General features: G+C 44.8%; 16 protein-coding genes. 6 read left to right on the forward strand and 10 right to left on the reverse strand.

What is annotated here, in order from left to right:
• Positions 1 to 43: 43 nt before the first annotated feature.
• The 6 genes from F0232_RS17905 to prmB all read right to left on the reverse strand — a co-directional run bounded on the left by F0232_RS17905 (position 44) and on the right by prmB (position 7,537).
• The gene (locus F0232_RS17905) at positions 44 to 1,291 is read right to left on the reverse strand and encodes an ABC transporter substrate-binding protein (protein WP_105059180.1); all 1,248 of its coding nucleotides are present in this window, start codon (positions 1,289 to 1,291) and stop codon (positions 44 to 46) included.
• A 110-nt stretch (positions 1,292 to 1,401) separates the two neighbouring features.
• Positions 1,402 to 2,847, reverse strand: coding sequence for an ATP-binding protein (locus tag F0232_RS17910; RefSeq protein ID WP_105059179.1), 1,446 nt, complete (start codon positions 2,845 to 2,847; stop codon positions 1,402 to 1,404).
• A gap of 13 nt (positions 2,848 to 2,860) precedes the next feature.
• On the reverse strand, positions 2,861 to 3,589 hold the full coding sequence (locus tag F0232_RS17915) for a response regulator (RefSeq protein WP_008218359.1): 729 nt from the start codon (positions 3,587 to 3,589) through the stop codon (positions 2,861 to 2,863).
• Between the two features lie 152 nt (positions 3,590 to 3,741).
• Positions 3,742 to 5,199: a protein adenylyltransferase SelO gene (locus F0232_RS17920; RefSeq protein ID WP_105059178.1), complete on the reverse strand. Its 1,458-nt coding sequence runs from the start codon at positions 5,197 to 5,199 to the stop codon at positions 3,742 to 3,744.
• A 511-nt stretch (positions 5,200 to 5,710) separates the two neighbouring features.
• Positions 5,711 to 6,352 (reverse strand): LysE family translocator, encoded by a 642-nt coding sequence (locus tag F0232_RS17925; RefSeq protein ID WP_061033673.1) that lies wholly within the window; start codon positions 6,350 to 6,352, stop codon positions 5,711 to 5,713.
• A 252-nt stretch (positions 6,353 to 6,604) separates the two neighbouring features.
• A complete protein-coding gene (gene prmB, locus F0232_RS17930; protein ID WP_008218350.1) occupies positions 6,605 to 7,537 on the reverse strand; it encodes a 50S ribosomal protein L3 N(5)-glutamine methyltransferase in 933 nt (310 codons plus the stop codon).
• A gap of 62 nt (positions 7,538 to 7,599) precedes the next feature.
• Here prmB and smrB point away from each other — a divergent pair, with 62 nt between their 5' ends.
• On the forward strand, positions 7,600 to 8,130 hold the full coding sequence (gene smrB, locus F0232_RS17935; protein ID WP_061033674.1) for an endonuclease SmrB: 531 nt from the start codon (positions 7,600 to 7,602) through the stop codon (positions 8,128 to 8,130).
• A 102-nt stretch (positions 8,131 to 8,232) separates the two neighbouring features.
• Here smrB and sixA read toward each other — a convergent pair whose 3' ends face one another.
• Positions 8,233 to 8,697, reverse strand: a complete 465-nt coding sequence (gene sixA / locus F0232_RS17940) for a phosphohistidine phosphatase SixA (RefSeq protein WP_004739901.1) — start codon at positions 8,695 to 8,697, stop codon at positions 8,233 to 8,235.
• Between the two features lie 306 nt (positions 8,698 to 9,003).
• Between sixA and F0232_RS17945 the strand changes: the two genes are divergently transcribed.
• Positions 9,004 to 11,787, forward strand: a complete 2,784-nt coding sequence (locus F0232_RS17945; RefSeq protein WP_105059177.1) for an insulinase family protein — start codon at positions 9,004 to 9,006, stop codon at positions 11,785 to 11,787.
• Between the two features lie 457 nt (positions 11,788 to 12,244).
• Here the strand turns inward: F0232_RS17945 and fadJ are convergent, their stop codons facing one another.
• A complete protein-coding gene (gene fadJ / locus F0232_RS17950) occupies positions 12,245 to 14,461 on the reverse strand; it encodes a fatty acid oxidation complex subunit alpha FadJ (RefSeq protein WP_171750951.1) in 2,217 nt (738 codons plus the stop codon).
• A complete protein-coding gene (fadI, locus tag F0232_RS17955; RefSeq protein WP_019824831.1) occupies positions 14,461 to 15,768 on the reverse strand; it encodes an acetyl-CoA C-acyltransferase FadI in 1,308 nt (435 codons plus the stop codon). Before fadI ends, fadJ begins: the two co-directional genes overlap by 1 nt.
• Positions 15,769 to 16,329: 561 nt before the next feature.
• Here fadI and F0232_RS17960 point away from each other — a divergent pair.
• The 4 genes from F0232_RS17960 to F0232_RS17975 all read left to right on the forward strand — a co-directional run bounded on the left by F0232_RS17960 (position 16,330) and on the right by F0232_RS17975 (position 20,771).
• Complete coding sequence (locus F0232_RS17960; RefSeq protein WP_004739895.1) at positions 16,330 to 16,878, forward strand: sigma-70 family RNA polymerase sigma factor; 549 nt, start codon at positions 16,330 to 16,332, stop codon at positions 16,876 to 16,878.
• Positions 16,871 to 17,599, forward strand: coding sequence for a DUF3379 domain-containing protein (locus tag F0232_RS17965; RefSeq protein ID WP_061033678.1), 729 nt, complete (start codon positions 16,871 to 16,873; stop codon positions 17,597 to 17,599). The genes F0232_RS17960 and F0232_RS17965 overlap by 8 nt, the downstream gene beginning before the upstream one ends.
• Positions 17,600 to 17,895: 296 nt before the next feature.
• The gene (locus F0232_RS17970) at positions 17,896 to 19,149 is read left to right on the forward strand and encodes an outer membrane protein transport protein (RefSeq protein ID WP_105059176.1); all 1,254 of its coding nucleotides are present in this window, start codon (positions 17,896 to 17,898) and stop codon (positions 19,147 to 19,149) included.
• 296 nt (positions 19,150 to 19,445) lie between these two features.
• On the forward strand, positions 19,446 to 20,771 hold the full coding sequence (locus tag F0232_RS17975; protein WP_105059175.1) for an outer membrane protein transport protein: 1,326 nt from the start codon (positions 19,446 to 19,448) through the stop codon (positions 20,769 to 20,771).
• Positions 20,772 to 20,861: 90 nt separating this feature from the next.
• On the opposite strand, the gene F0232_RS17980 is transcribed toward F0232_RS17975, so the two are convergent.
• Positions 20,862 to 21,644, reverse strand: coding sequence for a VacJ family lipoprotein (locus F0232_RS17980; RefSeq protein WP_105059174.1), 783 nt, complete (start codon positions 21,642 to 21,644; stop codon positions 20,862 to 20,864).
• Positions 21,645 to 21,723 lie beyond the last annotated feature (79 nt).

Genomic DNA, 21,723 nt, shown 5'->3' on the forward strand with positions numbered 1-21,723 from the left:
CGAACCTACCCACCCTGGGGGTTTGGTACTAGACCAAATGAGGTTAGATAGCGGCTTTTACTGCTTTCGCTAACTTAGCTGCTGCCTCTTTAGGATCAGCATCTTTCTCATTGAAGAAGTTGGTCACAACGTCATAGATAGCGCCTTGAGCGTAGCTTGTCGTTGCTAGGCCGTGAGCCATACTCGGTACAAGGTCGCCAGATTCCGCACTTGCTTTGAAGGTTGCCATTGAATCCAACGCACATTGGTCGAACTTAGACATGTCCATATCGAGGCGCACTGGAATCGAGCCTTTGTTTAGGTTGAAGACCTCTTGGAAGTCTTTAGTAAGAATGGTTTTCGCAAGATCTTGTTGCGCTTTTTGATTCTCTTTATCGCCTAGCTCGAAGAAGGCAAAGCTATCGATATTGAAGGTAAATTGGCCGTCAGTGCCCGGAGCTGGTGCACAGATGTAGTCTTTACCTGGCACTTTACCTGCCGCTGTAAACTCGCCCTTCGCCCAGTCACCCATGATTTGCATTGCTGCTTCACCATTGATAACCATTGAGGTTGCTACGTTCCAGTCACGACCTGGAGAGTTGCTGTCGATGTAGTCACGCATCTTTTTGAACTTGGTGAACACTTCGACCATTTTATCGCCAGATAACACGTCCATATCTAGATCAACGAACGCTTTGTTGTAGTCTTCACTACCAAGTACATCAAGTGCCACGGCTTCGAAGACTGTCGCGTCTTGCCAAGGTTGACCACCGTGCGCCAGGGGGATGAAACCTGCTGCTTTGATCTTATCTGCAGCAGCAAAGAACTCATCTAATGTGGTTGGAACCGTCACACCCGACTTTTCGAGCACTTCTGGGTTTGCCCAAAGCCAGTTAACACGGTGAACGTTCACAGGAACCGCTACGTACTCGCCGTCCCATTTCATCACTTTGGTAACAACAGCGGGTAGTAAGTCATCCCACTTTTCTTGTTTCGCGGTTGCATCGAGAGACGTTAGAAAACCTAAACCACCCCACTCCTGAATATCATGACCTTTGATCTGCGCGGCAGATGGTGGATTACCAGATACTGCTCGTGTTTTTAAAACGGTCATCGCACTTTCACCGCCGCCACCAGCAACAGCGAAATCTTTCCAAGTATGACCTTGTTCTTCAATCATCTCTTTAAGTACTGCAGCGGATTTAGCTTCACCACCAGCAGTCCACCAGTGAAGCACTTCCACTTCACCAGCTTGAGAAAATGTTGAGGCAGCAAGAAGAGATAGAGTAAGTAGGGTTTTATTGATTTTCATTATAATCTTCCATGTTTAGCGGGCTCGTCCCCCGGTTCAATAAAGAGTCTACTTATTCTGATTTATAAGATTGAAACAAAAGGTAAGTTCAATGTAACACAATTGTTACATTAAACTTCTAGGCCGCGTGGGATATAGACTTTGGCTTCTAAGCCGCCTTGAGGGGAGTTACGAATAATGAGATCTCCGCCGTGTCCGTGTAGGATATTTCGACAGATTCCGAGCCCTAAACCGTGTCCTTGGTCGTCGGTCGCAAGCCTAAAGTAAGGTTCAAACACCAGTTCAAGTTTGTCTTCTGGGATTCCTTTTCCGTAGTCCTGAATCGTTACGATAACCCACACAGAATCGCTACTGATATTAACTTTAGCGGATGTGCCATATTTCACCGCATTGTCGATAAGGTTGGTCAGCACACGTTTAATCGCTAGTGGCTTAGCGACTAACGGTTCAACCACAATAGGTTCAAATTCCACTAAAGTTTGATGCTGGTTATGCGATTCAATAACCGAAGCAACCATGTCATTGAGGTCGATAATGGCGTTGTTTTCGTGAAGGTCCGTATCTCTTACCGCTTGCAGAGCACCTTTGACCATCATCTCTAGCTCATCCAAATCCTTGTTGAACTTCTCTTTCTTAACTTCGCTTTCCAACAATTCAGCTCTTAGCCTAAGCCGAGTGATCGGTGTTTTTAAATCATGAGAAATAGAAGAGAAAAGGTGTTCTCTATCGGCCACATAGCGACGAATGCGCTGCTGCATCCGATTAAATGCTCGAGTCGCCGTGACCAGCTCAGTCGCCCCCTCCTCGTTAAGTGGCGGCTGCTGAATATCCATACTCATCTCATTAGCGGCCCTCGCGAGCTTTTTAAGCGGGCGCACTTGGCGGCGAATCATTAAGTAGGTCAACACCAGCAGAATCAACGTTGAAGAGAGTAAGAAGATCACCTGCTCACGACCGAGAATGGTGTCATCGAGTTTTACATAGGGTGCAGGCAACAGTGCTGCAATGTAAACCCATTCATGGCTGGCTAACTCAATCTGAACAACCAGAATCGGCGGATTGAGAGGCTCTAAGGTTAAGGTATGATGCGCCCACGATCGCGGGAGATCGCTCAAATAGATGTCATTTTTAAGCAAACGAAGATGCTCTGGCCGAGAGAAATCAACGCGTACCGACTCCACCTTGTTGAGCTTGCTACTCAAGACACTCTCTATGGCTTCGATCGATGCGGTTTTTAAGCGGGTATCGGGTATCGGCTCGACAATCAGCGCCTCTTTATTGAAAGAAACGAAGAATCTCGTCCCGCCCATATTACGGATTTGATCTAACACGATATGGCGATATTTGACGGGCAGAGACTGGAAGAAAGTCACTGTTGAGGCAAACATGTTCGCCATGCTCGATGAAGCGGAGCGAATACCCTCTAGTTCTTTTTGTTTGGATTCACCATACCAAATCGACGTTGCAATGCCCTGAGCGATGACGACGGCTAGTAAGGTCAAAAGCAAGGTTCTAGCAACTAACGAGTTTGGCTTTAAACTTCTCAACCACTTCATACGGACTTCTTACTCAGTGCTCATAATGCACAGGGACAGCCAAGATATAGCCATTACCACGCATGGTTTTGATGTAGTGCGGGTATTTAGCGCTATCTCCTAACCTGCTTCTCAAACGGCTTAACTGAACATCAATGCCACGCTCAAAAGGTAGTGCTTCACGTCCTCTGGTCGCAAAAGAAATAGTATCTCGGTCTAACACTTCGTTTGGGCGCGTTAGGAACAGCATTAACAGTGAGAAGTCACTGCCTGACAAGTCCATCTCTTCGGCGCTTTCGTTGTGAGAGATTCGGTGTGCAAGAGTATCGAGTGTCCAATCACCAAAGATGATCTGTTTAGGCAATGCGTCACTCGGCTTGTCATCGACCACTTGAACACGTCGTAACAAGGCTTTAATTCGTGCCATTAATTGGCGGGGACTAAACGGCTTAGCGATATAGTCATCGGCACCAATTTCCAAGCCAATGATCTGATCGGTTTCATCCGACACCGCAGTCAGCATAATGATAGGCACATTAGAGTTTCTACGGACGCGCTGACACAGGGTAAAACCATCATCACCGGGAAGCATCACGTCAAGAAGTATCAGGTCAGGGTAACCTTGGCTTTGCAGATGAGTTTCAAGTTCAACACCATCTCCAACAGAGGAGACATCGAAGCCTGATTTTGTGAGGTACTCTTCCAGCAGCTCGCGGATTTCTTGATCATCATCCACCACGAGAATTCGAGTATTTGTTGGCATCGCCCAAACCTATAAAATTTACAACTTATTCACATAGTGTATAGGCAGGTCGAGTATTTGATTATTGATATGTTTGTAAAATTAGAAGAACAAACAGATAGAGATCACAACTAAGCGACCGCTATCTGTTGGTTTTGTACTGGTAAGCCGATTTAAGACGAGCAGCTAATCTCCATCCCTTTACCCCATTCCGGTGGTAAAGCAGCTAAGTATTCGTAATCAGGGTGCTCCGAATATGGGTCTGCGAGTACTACCATCAGAGCATCAACATCACTACTATCACCACGTTCGGCCTTTTCAATCGCAAGTTGAGCCAAATAGTTTCTAAGAATGTATTTAGGATTTACCTGCCTCATCTTTTCGCAGCGCTCTGTAGCTGAACTCTCCTCAAGTTCACAACGTTGCAAGTAGTTATCCAACCATAGCTTCGCTGCATCACGATCGAGGACCAAATCAATGACTTCCTGAGCAGGCAAAGTGTCTAGGTTCGACAGAGTTCTAAAGAACCTTGGGTAATCGACTTTGTTTTGCGACATCAATTCGAACATAGACTCAAACAAGCGGCTGTCACCTTCTTGCTTGGAAAGCATCCCAAGCTTTCGGCGCATCAGTTGGCTGAAATAACCGTTCATTTGTGGCTCGTATTGTTCCAATGCCGCCTCTAAATCAGCCCTTTCCACCAGCGGTGACAACGAGTGTGCCAATGCCGATAAATTCCACATACCGATTCTTGGTTGCTGATTGAACGCATAACGCCCTTGGTAATCAGAGTGATTGCAGATCAAGCGGGGATCATACTCATCAAGGAAGGCAAACGGGCCGTAATCGAAGGTTTGTCCAATGATCGACATGTTATCCGTGTTCATCACCCCGTGAGCAAAGCCATTTGTTTGCCACAACGCAATCATCTCTGCGGTGCGGTCAACAATTTGATTAAACATAGCAGCGTATGGCTTTTCTTCATCTAGGCACTCAGGGAAGTGCCACTCGATGACTTTGTCGGCCAACAACTTATGTTCAACCAACTGATTTGTGTAAAACAAGTGCTCAAAATGACCAAAACGGATATGTGATTCAGAAGCACGCACAAGTAGTGCACCCCATTCTTGCTTCTCTCGGTAAACCGGTGTGTCACTGGTCATCATGGCTAATGCACGTGTGGTTGGGATATTAAGCCCTGCCATTGCTTCACTGCACAAATACTCGCGCACAGTCGATCGGATAACCGCGCGCCCGTCACCCATGCGCGAATACGGTGTTTTCCCTGCACCTTTTAGGTGTAAGTCGAACGTTTCACCACTTTTAGCGACAACTTGAGCTAACAACAATCCTCTTCCGTCGCCCAAATCAGGGTTATAAGCACCAAACTGGTGGCCTGCGTATTTCATCGCTAACGGAGAAAATTGCTCTGGTTCCACATTGCCAGATAAGGTATCCAGTAATTCTTCTGAAGCACTCTCAAATGACGGAAAGCCGAGTTCAGTGGCAAGGTTTTGATTCCAGGCGAGCCATTGGACATTGCTTAACGGAGTTGGTTGGATTGGGGTATAGAACAGTCGAGGTAATGCAGTAAATCGATTGTTAAATGAAATAGAATCCCAGACAGACATGAGAGATACACTGTAAATAAAAGATAATTTAAGATTATCACAGTTTAGTAACAACTTCAGATCAGGTTACACGATTAGCTTTGTGCGAAAGTTGGCTTTGTTGCCCTATGAAATGTAATTTTTACTAAGAAGAAGGACGCGTTTAGGGAAAGGTTAAGTGGCTAAGCTGGTGAGAAAAGCCACATTTATAGGAGGAAGAGTTCTAACTTTGAAAACTTTTTTACAAGTATGTTCATAATGAAAACTGGAAATATAGAGCCATTTAGCTGACTACATTAGAGCAAGAATACCCACTAGAGAAAGGGTAGAGAAAATCCAAGTACGGCTGATAACGCCAAAGTTACTGTGTTGAATCATTTCTTGATGCTGCATATGCCTCTCCTTGAGAACGTGATGGTGTAACTACAATATATCGGCTTTTTGTTAAAAGCAGCAAGCATATTAATGTTAACCTTTTATGACAGCACCAAGAAGTTTCTGTAACTATTCACCCCTTCGATAAATCATAGAGTTAAGCTCGACTTGTCGTTGAAAGCAGCGCTCCAGCTCCAATAAACACGCCACCTGTCACACGATTGAAAACCTTAGCTCGGCCTTTCGCGAACAACCAGTTCGACGACTTTGCACCTAAATACGCGTACACCAATAACCAAGAAAGCTCCATCACAGCAAAGGTTAAAGCAAACACAGCAAACTGCGGTAATAGCGCGAGTGATGGGTCAATAAACTGCGGGAAAAGTGCGGTAAAAAACAGAATCGCTTTAGGATTACTGGCACCGACGATAAAGCCACTTACGTAGTGAGAAACGATACTCTCTTTAACGACTTTAGAGTCTGATTGCTGACTCGGTAGTTGGTCATAATCTTGCTGACTCGAGCGCAACGATTTCCATCCGAGGAAGATAAGATAAGCCGCCCCCGTCCATTTAATGACATTAAATACCACTTCAGAAGAGGCAATAATGACTCCGAGTCCCGTAAACGATAGCGTGAGAATTCCGGTAATCGCCGTTAGGCTACCTAAAGCAGTAAATATCGATAATTTGAAGCCCGATTGCACACCTTTGGTCATGCACAATAAAGAACTTGGGCCTGGGGATGCCGTCAAAATCAGCACGGCTAACAGGTAGTAGATCCATGTATCAAAGCTCATCGTGAATTCTCCTTAACTCACTAAAACGACTAAATATTAAACACCAATATGTAATAAGCCCTCATATTAATCAACTAAATATTGCACTTAACGTCTTCGATATGAATACAAACATCTTTAATCTAGGCAATAAAAAACGCCATGCAGCAATGCATAGCGTTTAAACAAAACGTTTCAAATCGAACGTCTTACTAGATTTCAGGTTCTAAGCTTACAGCCCAATGACCGGATCATTCGCCTAATAGCTACCAACTAATCTTTGTAAATAGAGAACTCATCAGCGCAAGCAACAAGCTGCTCACGAGTGATCATGAATACACCGTGACCACCATTAGAGAATTCAATCCAAGTGAATGGAATCTCTGGGTACTGATCCATCATATGAACCATTGAGTTACCTACTTCACAGATAAGAATACCGTCATCAGTTAGGTAGTCTGGCGCGTTAGCTAGGATACGGCGAACCAGTTTCAGGCCGTCAGTACCCGCAGCTAGACCAAGTTCTGGCTCGTGAGTGAACTCATCTGGCAGGCTGTTCATATCTTCCTCATCCACGTATGGTGGGTTAGATACGATCAGGTTGTATTTCTCTTTTGGCAGATCACGGAACAGATCTGAACGGATTGGGAACACTTGTTGCTCCATGCCGTGATCTTGAACGTTCTGCTCTGCAACTTGCAATGCATCAGTAGAGATGTCAATTGCGTCAACTTCTGCTTCAGGGAATGCGTGTGCACAAGCGATAGCAATACAGCCACTGCCCGTACAAAGGTCCATGATGCGAGTCGGCTCTTCAGTTAACCAAGGTTGGAATTGAGCTTCAATAAGCTCACCAATTGGAGAACGAGGCACAAGAACACGCTCATCAACGAAGAACTCAAGACCACAGAACCAAGCTTTGTTCGTTAGGTAAGCCGTTGGTGTACGATCATTGATACGCTTGATTACACGCTCAACAATGCGTAGACGCTCGCTGCTCGTTAGACGAGAGTTCAATACATGTGAAGGAACATCAATCGGCAGATAAAGAGTTGGTAAAATAAGTTGTACCGCCTCATCCCACGCATTATCAGTGCCGTGACCATAAAATAGGCCCGCTGCATTGAAGCGGCTAACAGTCCAACGAATCACATCTTGAAGCGTGTGTAGTTCTGATACCGCTTCTTCTACAAAAATCTTATCCAAAATTGTCTCCGAAAAGCGCTACAATACTGCTAATTACGTTTCAAATTAGAATTCATAACCTGATGAGCAAAAAAGACACCGATTTCGATGACGATTTCGCCCTGTTCAGCGATGCAGTAAAGGGCGTTAAAAAGTTGCAACAGGATACCATAATCCAGCAGCCAAAAAGAAATGCCAAACAAAAAGAAATTACTCGAACGGCAAGACAAGCCAGTGACAGCGAGTTTTATTTCTCAGATGAGTTCATTCCGCACCTTAGCGAAGAGGGTCCAACACGCTATGCGCGGGACGATGTCTCCAAGTATGAAGTGAAACGACTTCGTCGTGGTGTCTATGTTCCAGATGTCTATCTAGACATGCATGGCATGACTCAACAAGAAGCCAAACGCGAGCTTGGTGCCATGATCGCACACTGTGTCAAAGAAGGTGTCGCGTGTGCCTGTGTTCAGCACGGCATCGGTAAGCACATCTTAAAAGAGAAAGTGCCTTTGTGGTTGGCTCAGCATCCAGATGTGATGGCTTTTCACCAAGCGCCTCTCGAGTTTGGCGGCAATGGTGCACTGTTAGTGTTGCTCTCTATTCCAGAGAAATAGAACGAGTCGTGATCACATCACAGCAAATAATAAAGGGCACCTCAATTACTGAGGTGCCCTTTTCTATTCTAGCTGTCGCACTATGTCCTATCAAACCCTAAGTTATGGGTTGATGTTCCAAAGCAGCTCGCCTTTTTGTGTCTCAAGATCGAATTCAATACACGCTAAACCTGATGTTGGGAACATCGGTGGCGCCATACCGGTTGCGAATTCAGCAGTTAAGTAGCCCACTAGAGGTAAATGAGAAACAAATAAAATGGTCTCTAGTTTTTCTACTTCAGCCATTGCCACGGTCAAATCAAACACATCGTCAGACATTCCATAAGGCGTGATGTCATCACAGGTTTCCACTTTCTTTCCAGAAAACGCCTGAGAGATCTCTAACCACGTTTCTTGTGCCCTCAAGTATGGGCTCACAAGCACTTTGTCAAACTGGCTAATGCCCTGCTCATTTGCAGCTTGAGCCACCGCAAGAGACGCCATTTTACCGCGCTTAGTTAACGCTCGTTCTGCGTCCGAGTTAGCAAAATGCTCTGCTTCACCGTGGCGCATTATGAATATTTTCATGTTCTGTCCTGTCTACGTAACATTTCGAAAGTCGATATATCCCATATCAGCGATACGCTACTTAGCGTTTGGCCCTCAATCCAGAGGGAGCCGCAGTCTATATAAATAATTATATCAAGTCACTTGCTAAAGAGTTCGACTTTCTTAACAATCTTGTTAAAAGAAAATAAATCACTGATAAAAATCGATAAAAGTGATGTTGAAGTCGCCAAAAAAGCACTTCATATCCCAAAATATGATCACGAGGTTTGCACGCCGAACCATCGGGTACATAATTTAAAAACCACCTTCTTTGGAGATGCTCCAGTGCATTTAAGCCCCAACGATGAACATCAATACCGTTACCTCACCTTACATAACGGATTGCGAGTGCTTTTGGTTCAAGACAATTGTGCTCAAAAAGCTGCAGCTGCACTCGCCGTTAATGTCGGGCACTTTGATGATCCTGCCGACCGAGAAGGTTTAGCGCATTACCTAGAGCATATGCTATTTCTAGGAACTGAAAAGTATCCAAAGATCGGAGAGTTTCAGAGTTTTATCAGCCAACATGGTGGCAGTAACAATGCTTGGACCGGAACAGAGCACACCTGCTTCTTTTTTGACGTCGAATTGAATGCCTTCGAGTCCGCTCTAGATCGCTTTAGCCAATTCTTTACCGCCCCTCTATTTAACGAAGAAGCACTAGATAAAGAACGCCAAGCCGTTGATTCTGAGTACAAGATGAAACTCAACGATGATGCGCGACGCCTATACCAAGTTACCAAAGAGTTGGTTAATCACAACCACCCATTCTCGAAGTTTTCTGTCGGTAATATCGATACGTTAGGTGACAGAAATGGCGTTACTATTCGCGAAGAAATTCTCACATTCCATCAGCAACAGTACTCCGCCGACCTAATGACCCTGACACTGTCCGGCAATCAATCATTAGATGAGATGCAAAGCTGGGTTGAGGAGCGCTTCAGCTTCAGCTCAATCCCCAATCACAACCTTCAGGGCAAAAAGGTCGAGGTGCCCATTGTTGGCGAATTGAGTACTGGAGTTCAGGTACATGTAGAACCGATTAAGGATGTCCGCAAACTTACCTTAACCTTTCCTATGCCGAGCATGGATGAACACTACGGTGTCAAACCGCTGTCATTCTTCGCACACCTATTAGGTTACGAAGGAGAAGGCAGTTTGATGATGCAGCTCAAAGAGAAAGGCTGGATAACATCACTCTCTGCTGGCGGTGGTGCAAGCGGCAGTAACTACCGTGATTTCACGGTGAGTTGCTCACTAACTATCGAAGGCCTAACCAAAACAGACCACATCATCCAAGCGGTATTTCAATATATCAAGTTGATTGAACAACAAGGGATTGAAGAGTGGCGTTACCTTGAAAAACGTGCCGTTTTAGAATCCGCTTTCCGTTTTCAAGAGCCAGCAAGACCGCTCGATGTCGTCAGCCATTTGGTTATCAACATGCAGCACTATCAAGAGCAAGATGTGGTGTATGGCGACTATAAAATGTCGCATTTCGACGAAGATCTCCAACGTTCACTGCTTCCTTACTTAACTGTCGACAATATGCGTGCCACCATTATTGCCAAAGGCTTTGAGTATGACAGAGAGGCAAAATGGTACTTTACGCCCTACTCGGTTATTCCTTTTACAGCTGAGCAAGTTCAATGCTTCACCTGCATCAATCCCGGTTGGCAGTTTGAGCTACCCGGTAAAAACCCGTTTATTTGCTACGACTTAGACCCAGCAGAACTTGAAGGTGACGCTGAATATCCACAGCTATTGCAAGAGCTAGATGGTTTTAAGTTATGGCACCTGCAGGATCACCAGTTTAGAGTTCCTAAGGGTGTGGTGTATATCGCCATCGATAGCCCACACTCGGTAGCTAGCCCAAGAAACATCGTAAAAACACGCTTATGTGTCGAGATGTTCTTAGATTCTCTTGAAAAAGAGACCTATCAGGCTGAAATCGCGGGCATGGGTTACAACATGTACACCCATCAAGGTGGCGTGACACTGACACTCTCTGGATTCAGCGAAAAGCAACCACAACTACTCAATATGATCCTAGAGCGCTTTCAGGCACGAGACTTTAGTCCAACACGCTTTGAAACCATTAAGCATCAACTTCTCAGAAACTGGAATAACGCGTCGCAAGACCGCCCGATTTCGCAACTGTTTAACGCAATGACGGGTATTTTACAGCCCAACAACCCACCATATGCGGTGCTCATTGAAGCGCTAGAAACGATTGAAGTCGATGAACTCTCTTCATTTGTTCAATCTATTTTAGCCGAGCTTCATGTCGAAATGTTTGTGTATGGCGACTGGCGACAAGCTGATGCACACAAGATGGCTGAAACACTCAAGGATGCCCTACGAGTTAAAGACCAAGCTTATGAAGAGTCACTGCGCCCGCTAATCATGTTGGGTGAAAACGGTAGCTTCCAGCGTGAAGTGGTATGTAATCAAGATGATTCGGCAATAGTGGTTTACTATCAATGCCCTGATATTTCACCTAAGAATATCGCACTGTATTCGTTAGCCAACCATTTGATGTCGGCGACGTTCTTCCATGAGATACGCACCAAGCAACAACTAGGCTATATGGTCGGCACTGGTAACATGCCTCTGAATCGACACCCTGGCATTGTGCTTTATGTGCAATCGCCGAATGCTGCTCCAGCTGATTTACTGGTCTCAATCGATGAGTTTCTCAACGCCTTTTACATGGTGTTGTTGGAGCTGAACGATTACCAATGGCACAGCAGTAAACGAGGCCTTTGGAATCAAATATCAACACCAGATACCACTTTGCGTGGGCGTGCTCAGCGCTTATGGGTTGCGATAGGCAATAAGGACTTGGAGTTCAATCAGAGAGAGAGAGTACTAGAAGAGCTCAAAGGGCTCACTCGTTCAGACATGATGCGTTTTGTGGTTAGTCAGCTTAAGCCACGTACTGCTAACCGTCTGATTATGCACGCACACGGCAACGCTCATATCGAGGAAGACAAGCTATCTGCAGGTGTCGAGATTGGCTCTATTGATGAGTTCCAGTTACGCCCGAAAGATACCGAACTGGGCTAATTAACGGGCTAACCATTCAAAAGGTTGATGTGAAGGCATCAACCTTTTTTATTGGGCAAAGTCAAAAGCAGATCTCCTATTACATTCCTTCGTCGCTTTAGGAGATGACGTTAGTTTTGGTTGAGATACGTTTATCCAATGAACACCAATAGCTTACTCTCAACCTCTCTTTTCTAGCGCACAAGAAGGAGAAACAACTGAATCGAGAATCTCCCACACCGACCAACACTACCTGACACAACACATCACTCTCCGTCATTCCCGACAAGGAGCAACGACCGAGTCGGGAATCTCTCACACCGACCAGCTCTACCAGACAGAACACATAATTCCCCCGTCATTCCCGATAGGGAGGAACGACGGAGTCGGCAATCTCACTCTTTTCACAGTCATTAATAAAACAAAAAAGCCCGCATCAACTGCTTGATACGGGCTCAATAATTAGCGTACTAGAGAGTTACTTGTAAAAAGACTCATCCAAACCAGCTCGTGTCAGTAGGCCATCACATGGTGCGAAACGGTCACCGTACTTCACAGCAAAATCATTCATCATCTCAACCAGTGACTTAATACCAATTTGGTCCATGTAACGGAACGGACCGCCCAGGAATGGAGGGAAACCGATACCGAAAATAGCACCAATATCACCATCACGAGGACTACGGATAATGCCATCATCTAGACAACGAACCGCTTCGTTCAGCATAGGTAACACGCAACGCATTGCGATGTCGTTATCACTTAGCTTAGGCTCAGGTTGTAACTTAAGCAGCTTATAAACTGACTTATCGACTTCCTTCTTCTTACCTTTGTAGGTGTAGAAGCCTTTACCACTCTTACGACCTTTGCGATTGTCATTCAGAAGAATATCGAACACATCAGGGCCTTGGAAACGGTCACCTAACTCATTCACTAGGATCGGGATGATCTTAGCACCGATATCCACACCCACCTCATCTAGCAAGGTAATTGGGCCAACTGGGAAGCCGAAATCCAATAAAGCACTATCCAGTTTTTCAATCGGCTCATTCGCGAGTAGCAGATGTGCCGCTTCATTCATGTATGGAGCAAGAATACGGTTCACATAGAAACCTGCCGTGTCTTTTACAACAATCGGTGTTTTGCCTTGTTTCTTCGCTAATGCTACTACCGTCGAGATAGTCTCTTCTGACGTTGTTTCATGAGGGATAACCTCAACTAGCGGCATTTTTTCTGCAGGGCTAAAGTAGTGAAGACCGACCACGTTTTCTGGACGCTGCGCCTTCTCTGCAATCTTATGGATTGGCAGTGATGAAGTATTCGTCGCGAAGATAGTCTCTGGCTTCGCATTTTGTTCAATGTCTGCAACCATTGACTGCTTAAGGTCAAGATCTTCAAACACCGCTTCGATCACAACGTCTGTGTGGTTGAAGCTTGTAAAGTCGATACCACCAGAAAGCTGAAGCATCTTACTTTCAAGACCTGCACGGCTCAGAATACGACGTTTGCGCTGCTTATCGAATAACTTGTAGTTGTAGTTAAGCGCGTTTAGGACACCATCATTTGATACATCTTTAATACGAACCGGTACTTTTGCTTTAGCTACACTCACATGGCTAATACCTGCGCCCATAAGTCCGCCGCCTAACACACCAACACGCTTAACCGCTTTTGGTTCTGCATCTGCGCCGTGTTCTTTCTTCATTTCTGTGGTTGCAAAGAAGATAGAGCGAAGTGCTTTTGACTCAGAAGTCATTACTAACTCAGAGAAACGCTTCGCTTCGTACTGAAGACCTTTTTCAAAGCCATTTTCTAGACCATAACGAATCACATCGAGAATCGCGTCAGCTGCTGGGTAGTTACCACGAGTTTTCTGATTGGTCTTCTTCGCAGCTTGTTCAAAAATCACTTTACGACCAAGGCTGTTGCGAGAGATGAGCTTCTCTTTCGTCGATGCTTGGCTTTTAGAAGCAAGGCGCTTACCTTTTTTGCTACCCGTATTCTTTTCAACATAGCTTTTCGCTACTTCAAGCAAAATGGTATCTGGGACACAAGCATCCACAACACCAAGCGATTTCGCTTTTTTAGCACGCAGCTGCTTACCAGTAAGAATGAGGTCGAGTGACGGTAGCAAACCAATTAAACGAGGCAGGCGTTGTGTGCCACCAGAACCTGGTAGTAAACCTAGTTGAACTTCAGGTAGACCAAGGCGCGTCTTATCTGAATCGGTACACACACGGTAGTCACACGCTAATGCGAGCTCTAAACCGCCACCAAGACATGGACCATGAATCGCAGCAACAACTGGGTAAGGAAGATCAGATAACGCTTGGAACATCTCTTGACCTTGACGTGCTAGAGATTGTGCTTCATCAGCGGTTTTACACGCGTCAAGCATTCGAACATCAGCACCTGCAATAAAGTTATCAGGCTTAAGAGAATGAACAATTAGCCCTTTAACGCGGCTTTGCTTCTCTTTTAACTGCTCAAAGATTGCTTTCATCTCTTCAGCAAAAGCCGCTTGGAGCGTGTTCATTTTCTCGCCTGGAACATCAATCGCTAACCAAGCAATGTCTTGGTCGTCGATGTTAAGAGAGAATGCGGTCGCTTTCTTTTTCGGTGCTTCAGTCACTGGAGTTGACTCCGCGTTAGTGACTGCTTCTTTTTCTGTTGTTGCATCAAGAGTCGTAGACATTATTCTACCTCCAAGATCATTGCTGCACCTAAACCACCAGCAGCACATGCTGTATTCAGTGCTAAGCCGCCACCGCGACGTTTTAATTCACGTAATGTTTGAGTCATCATACGCGCACCAGTTGCTGCGAACGGGTGACCGTAAGCAATTGAACTGCCCAACACGTTGAACTTATCCATATCAATCTCACCGATCGCTTTATCACGGCCAAGGTTCTTCTGTGCAAACTCATCACTAGCAAACATTTTCACATTCGCTAGAACTTGAGCTGCAAATGCTTCATGCATCTCGATAAGCGTAAGGTCCGATAGCTCTAAGCCAGTGTTTTTCAATACTTGCGAGGTCGCGTACGTTGGTCCCATCAGCATATCCGTTTCAACACCAATCGCTGAGAACGCATAGCCACGAATATAACCCAGTACTTCTAAGCCTAGCTCTTTCGCTTTGCCTTCGCGCATCAACATCACAGCAGCACCACCATCAGTCAGCGGCGTTGCATTCGCAGCGGTCACACTGCCGTATTTTCTATCGAAAGCAGGACGAAGCTTGGCGTAACCTTCAACTGTAGAGTCATGACGAATGTTGTTATCTTCCGCTAGGTACTTTTTGTACGGTGCCGGAAATGCCGTCATTACTTCGTCTTTAATCTTGCCTTCTTTCCATGCTTGAGAAGCCAAAGAGTGAGAACGGTGAGCAAGTGCATCTTGAGCTTCACGAGTAATACCGTGTGTCTTAGCCATCTGCTCAGCAGTTTGTCCCATGGATAAACCGGTCGAATACTCAGCAACGGCAGGCGGTACTGGCATCAAATCTTTTACTGAAAGTGTTTTGAGAATTTTCAGTTTTTGGCCCATGGTTTTGGTTTTGCTCAGTGCTAATAAATTTGCAGCTAGCTTTTTGGAAACGCCAATAGGCAATACAGAAGAAGAATCCGCACCACCAGCAATACCGACATCAATCGTGCCAGCCATAATGCTTTCGGTCACGTTGACTGCTGCTTGAAAGCTGGTCGCACACGCTCGAGTCACACTGTAAGCATCGGTATTGATATCCATACCGGTACCCAACACGATTTCACGCGCGATGTTTGGTGCTTCTGGCATCTGAACAACTTGGCCGAACACGACTTGTTCGATTAGCGCAGGATCGACATCAGTTCTTGCGAGCATTTCACTCACAACCATTTTGCCTAAGTCGACCGCAGGCACTTGGCTAAATTCTGTGCTCTGACGAGCGAATGGGGTTCGTAATCCAGCGACAACGGCAACACGTTCTCCAGAACGCGTTTTGACTTCCTGTTTGCCCATGGTTTCTCCTTAAAGTTAAGAGGTCTGACCTGAAGCATTGTAAAGAAGTTGTTAATTAAATCAAACGAGCGTTTAAATAAACGTGATACGAGTATCTCACTGTTTGAAAATATAACTGCAAATTCAGGCGAACCTTTTTGGGTGAAAGGTTGTCGTAAGAGACTAAACTATTGTAAGCAAAGACTGTTATAGCGGCGTAGGAGATTGGTTTTCTCGAGGCAAAAAAAAACCACACAAAGCTGTGTGGTCGGAATGTGTATAAAGCAATTAACTTGACGCCAATTGAAAATAATCAGTTTCCTGATTAGGAGAAAGTAAAGTCAGCCTTCAAAAGGAAGTGTCGTCTTGCTCAACATGCTAGCCACGAATGACTAACTAGACGACAAGGTGTACTATAACTTTTTCAGGGTCTTAGATTTTGAAGTAGATCAATTTTAATGTGATTTTACGAATTCCAGCCGCCGTTCGCTCTAAAGACGAAACAGACTATAAACGAAGCACAACGTATAGAGGACAGCTATACGCAGAGCAATTATGGAGGCTCGTGTGTCAATAATAAAAATGTTTGGAAAGAAAAAAGCCAAGCGTCCGGTCAACTCTGATATGGACAAACAAAGAAAATACGAAGCACTCGTACGTGCCTATCACCGTGACCTCTTTCGCTACGCCTATTGGTTATGCAAAGACAAAAGCATTGCCGAAGATTTAGTGCAAGAAACTTGCCTTCGCGCTTGGAAATCACTCGATAGCCTACAAGATGAAAAAGCCGCAAAATCTTGGCTGATTACTATCTTACGCCGCGAGAATGCTCGACGTTTTGAACGCAAACAGTTTGATCTGGTTGATATCGACGATCATGGTAATGATGCTAGTGTCAGTGATGACCCGCACCATCAACACCAATGGTTGCAAGTCCAGATCATGAAACTTGAAATTGATTACCGTGAACCTCTCTTCTTACAAGTGATTGGTGGTTTTAGTGGTGACGAGATCGCGGACATTCTCGATCTCAACAAAAACACGGTGATGACACGTTTATTCAGAGCTCGAAATCAATTAAAAGAGATGCTGGATACAGAAGAAGCAGAGAGGGGGCAACATAATGGATGATTTAGAATTTCGTCGTCGTGTATTGTCGGAACCTAAACAGCGTACACAAGATATTGTTGATGCAACCGCAAATAGCGAAGCCAACAGTAACTTTTTAGATGACGTACTATCGCTTGATAAACAGATCCACTCTGCAATGAATGTAGACGTGCCAGACGATCTTGCCGATCGTATTCTGTTCAATCAAACCTCAAGCGAAGAGAGCAAAGTAGTACGCCCTACGTTTGCTAGACGTGCAATGGCAATGGCCGCTTCCGTAGCATTTGTTGCAGGTCTATTAGTTGGCCAAGTAAACTGGGGAAATGCATTAGTGTCTCCAGCGCAAGCAAGCTTGGTTGATACGGCGATGAAACATGTTATCGATGAAAAGAGCTTTGTGAGCACCATCGATGAACAAGTTACATCACAGCAAATCAATGCAAAAATGAACCCATTTGCTTTTCAGTTTGATGAAGCTTTCCCATACCACGTCTATTACCTGAACCATTGTGGTTTTGGGAAGTCTAACGCAGTGCACATGGTATTCCAGGGTGAAAAAGGCAAAGTTACGCTATTTCTAACTAGCATCCCGACAGACAAACCAGTCGACTTTGACGAAAAAGGGATGTCAGGTTCGGTAATGCCGATTGATAACAGCAGTTTGATACTCGTCGGTGAAAATGGCGAGGATGTGTCTAAAATCTCAGAAAAGCTGACGAAAATGATCAAACCTATGAGCTAACCAGCTCTCAAAGCCCCTCAATAAAAGGCCCAGCAATATACTCTTGATATTGCTGGGCTTTATTTATAAATAAAACACCAATCCATTCACAAAACCAATAACTCTAGAGTTAAAACTCTAAAAAACAGCATTTCGCACCATTTTCGTGCCAGATAGGCGTCATTTCCATAATTTTCCACTCAAATTTCCCAATGGTCGGATTTGTATATCGTATACTTGCGAATAGGATCAGCCACCATTGAGCAATTGCTCAAATTAATCGCCCTGTAGAGGCGGATATATAAAGGAATAAATGAATGACTACCAACAACACGCGTCTGTTTAAAAAGTCTCTTTTAGCAGTAACAATTACACTGGCGTCTTCGCAAGCGATGGCAGCAGGTTTCCAACTTAACGCACAATCAGCAACCGGTATCGGCCGTGCTTTCGCTGGTGATGCAGTAATCGCAGATAACGCGTCAGTAATGGCACGTAACCCTGCTGCAATGGCACTGTTTGACAAAACTGAGCTATCTCTTGGTTTTGAAAGCATCACTTCAATGATTGAAGTTAAAGATGTTAATTATATGGGTGGTGCAGTACCTGTTGCTGATACTGATGATGTAGGTGATACTTCAATCGCTCCGAACATTCACTTAATCGTTCCAGTAAATGAAAAATTTGCTTGGGGTGTTAACGCTTACTCAAACTTCGGTACAAAAACAGAGTTTGAAGACAGCTACCCAGCTGCTGAATACGGTGGTTTGACCGATGTTAAAAGCATTAACTTTGGTCTAGCTGGTTCATACCGACTTAATAATCAGTGGAGCTTTGGTGCTGGTTTAGATCTTATCTATGGCCAAGGCACAATGAAGCGTACAGCTGGTGCTGGTTTTGGTCCAGGAGCACCTTCTCTAGGTATCCCACCATCAGGAACTCCTTTACTAAACGTAGATGAAGCCGATGGTTGGGCGGTAGGCTTTAACGTTGGTACAGTTTACGAGTTAGACGAGAACAACCGCTTTGGCCTTTCTTACCGTTACAGCCCAGAAATCACAGCTAAAGATGATAAAGGTCAGAAAATCACTCTTCCTTTACCAGACATGGCTGAATTCTCTGGTTTCCACAAAATTGAAGACACTAAATTTGCAGTTCACTACTCTGTACAGTGGATTGGCTGGGGTGACTTTGACCAAATCGAATTCGATAACTTGTCTCAAGGTGCTATCCAAGGTGCTTACAATAAAGAGTACCAATGGCAAGATGGCTGGCACTACGCTATCGGTGGTACTTACTACCTAAACGACACTTGGACACTGCGTACTGGTTACATGTATGACACAAGCGCCCAAGATGACCTAACGTCAATCTCTGTACCTGATTCTGACCGTCAATGGTTGTCTGCTGGTTTTACTTACCACATCGATACAGCATCTAACGTAGACTTTGGCTTTACATACCTACTAGGTGATGATGTGAAAGTTACTGAAACTTCTTCAGGCACTCCACTAACAGCAACGACACACGCTGATGCAATCCTACTAGGTCTACAATACAGCCGCAGCTTCTAATATAAGCTAGGTTATAAATCCCAAAGGGTCGCTTTATGCGACCCTTTTTTATTGCCTAAACTACTGACCAACATCCATTTAAGCTTACAGCTGTAGCCTGCACACCTCATATATAGCTACAAGTGTACGCTCAAACTTCGCAACACAGTCGAAACATTCAGACTATTTACCTAATAATCAGTCACATTTGATCATTTAATCCCTAAAACACTGTTTTATTCGAATTTCATTTTTAAAGTAATGACTCTAAAAGTAGAATCACGCCACTAAATACTTATGATTCAGCGAACATAATAATGAAAATGAATAAGACTCTTCTATCTACTGCAGTGGCAGTTGGACTACTTTCAGCTTCTACTGTAACTCAAGCAGCAGGCTTTCAACTAGCAGAATACTCAGCAACAGGCCTAGGCCGCGCATACGCTGGCGAAGCAGCAATGGCTGACGGTGCAGACGCACAATGGCGTAACCCTGCAATGCTGACTTACCTAGAAGGTACTCAAGTTTCAGTTGGTGGTATCTACGTAAACCCTAACATTGATGTCAAAGGTGAAGTAAACCACGCACACCCAGCGCTAGGTCCTAGCCAAGCATCTTCAAATGATTTCGCTGATGACGCGATTATTCCGAACCTTTACATTTCTCATCGTTACAACGAGAAGTTTGCGATCGGTTTTGCCTTTGGTACTAACTACGGCATGGAAACCAACCTAGGTGATGACTTCAATGCTTCTCACTTCGGCAATGAAGCAAGCGTAATAACTAAAGAAGCGAACCTTAATTTTGCTTACCAAGTGATTGAGCAAGTTAGCATCGGTGGTGGTATTCGCTACGTTATGGGTGAAGGCAGCTTCGGTGCGACTGCACCAGCAAAAAATGCTGTTGCCGTAAATCCAGTGACTGGAGCACCAATCTCAGTACCTGCAGGTACAACGCTGAAATACATGGAAGGTGATGACACTGCTTGGGGTTGGCAAGTTGGTACCGCTTGGCAGATCAATGAGAACAACCGTATCGGCTTCGCTTATAAATCAGAGGTTGAGTTTAAACTAGAAGGTCACGCTGAAGGTATCGGCTTTGGCTTGAATCCAGGTCAACGCGACAACGGTCACATGATGCTAGCTCTTCCAGCTACAGCAGAGCTTGCGAGCTTCCATCAGCTAACAGAAACATTGGCCGTTCACGCTAGCTTCAACTGGACTGACTGGAGCTCTTTCGAGAAACTGCAGGCAGAGTTAAACAACTACGGTAGCCATACAGTTAAAGTAGAGAATTGGGAAGACAACTACCGACTAGCTCTAGGCGCAACTTACCAAGTTGACCCTAAACTAGCACTGCGTACAGGTGTAGCTTACGATACTTCTGCAGTAAGTGACAAAAACCGTACTATCACGATTCCAGAAACAGACCGCACTTGGTTAAGTATTGGTGCTGGTTACCAATGGTCAGAGCAACTTTCATTAGACGCTGGCTTTACTTACATCATTGCTAAAGATGCACCAATCACTGAGTCTCGTGGTTATGCATCTGACGACGCTGCAGAAGCAGTTGGCGGTCAATTTGTTGGTACAACAACGGGTAATGTTTGGCTCGTTGGTGTACAAGCTAACTACCGCTTCTAATCTACAGTTCTAAAAGTAGAAAGCATTAAAAAGGCTCGATGTTGTTTTCAACATCGAGCCTTTCTTTTATCGGTTTCCTAAATCGCGTATCTAGTAATCTTCTAGATAACCATCGATGAAATCTTCTTCTTCGAGATCCACTTCTTCTGGTTCAATCTCAGCTTTAAAGTCACGACGTTGGATGTAGACATCACGTGTTAGCGCGTATGGGTCTGGAGAATCGTCCAGCAGCGCTTCTTGCGAAACTAACTGAGCACGTGTTTCCATACCTTCGAAAGCCCATTTACCTAAGCTCGCCCAAAAGTTCAGGAAAGACAGAGGAACATACAGGCCATCAACGGTTTCAGTCACTTCACGTGTTGTTAAAGGACCATAACCTGGCACCATAAAGTACGGACCATTCCCTACTCCGTAATGACCGATCGCATCAGAGAACGACTTGTCATCGTATTTGGTGATTCCTGCTTCACTGGCAATATCGATTAAGCCTAACAGACCAAAAGTCGAGTTAATCCAAAAGCGGTTGAAGTGGTCGAGTGCTTTCTCACCATTACCCATGATGAGGTTATTCACCATGCTTGATGGTTCGTCTAAGTTGGCTAAAAAGTTGGAGATACCAGAACGCACCGGCACAGGAGTGTAGTCAACATAAGCGAGAGAAACAGGGCGAACCAAATAAGGATCTAAATACTCGTAGTTGATATCCCACATCGCACGGTTGAAACCTTCAAAAGGATCATTCGGGTGGGATTCTTCGACGTATTCAGAGGTTTCGAGATTATCATTATTGCTATCATCTGGCGCGCTAGAACAGCCCACCGTTAAGCTTGCGATAAAGAGTAAACTCGAGAGTCTTAAAACACTGATAGACATATCACCTTTTCCATAAGGAATAATAAAAAAGGCCAGCAATCGCTGGCCTCAATTGTTTGCGTAAGTCTATACCGTTTGT

Source organism: Vibrio sp. T3Y01, assembly GCF_013114525.1.
Lineage (GTDB): Bacteria > Pseudomonadota > Gammaproteobacteria > Enterobacterales > Vibrionaceae > Vibrio > Vibrio chagasii_B.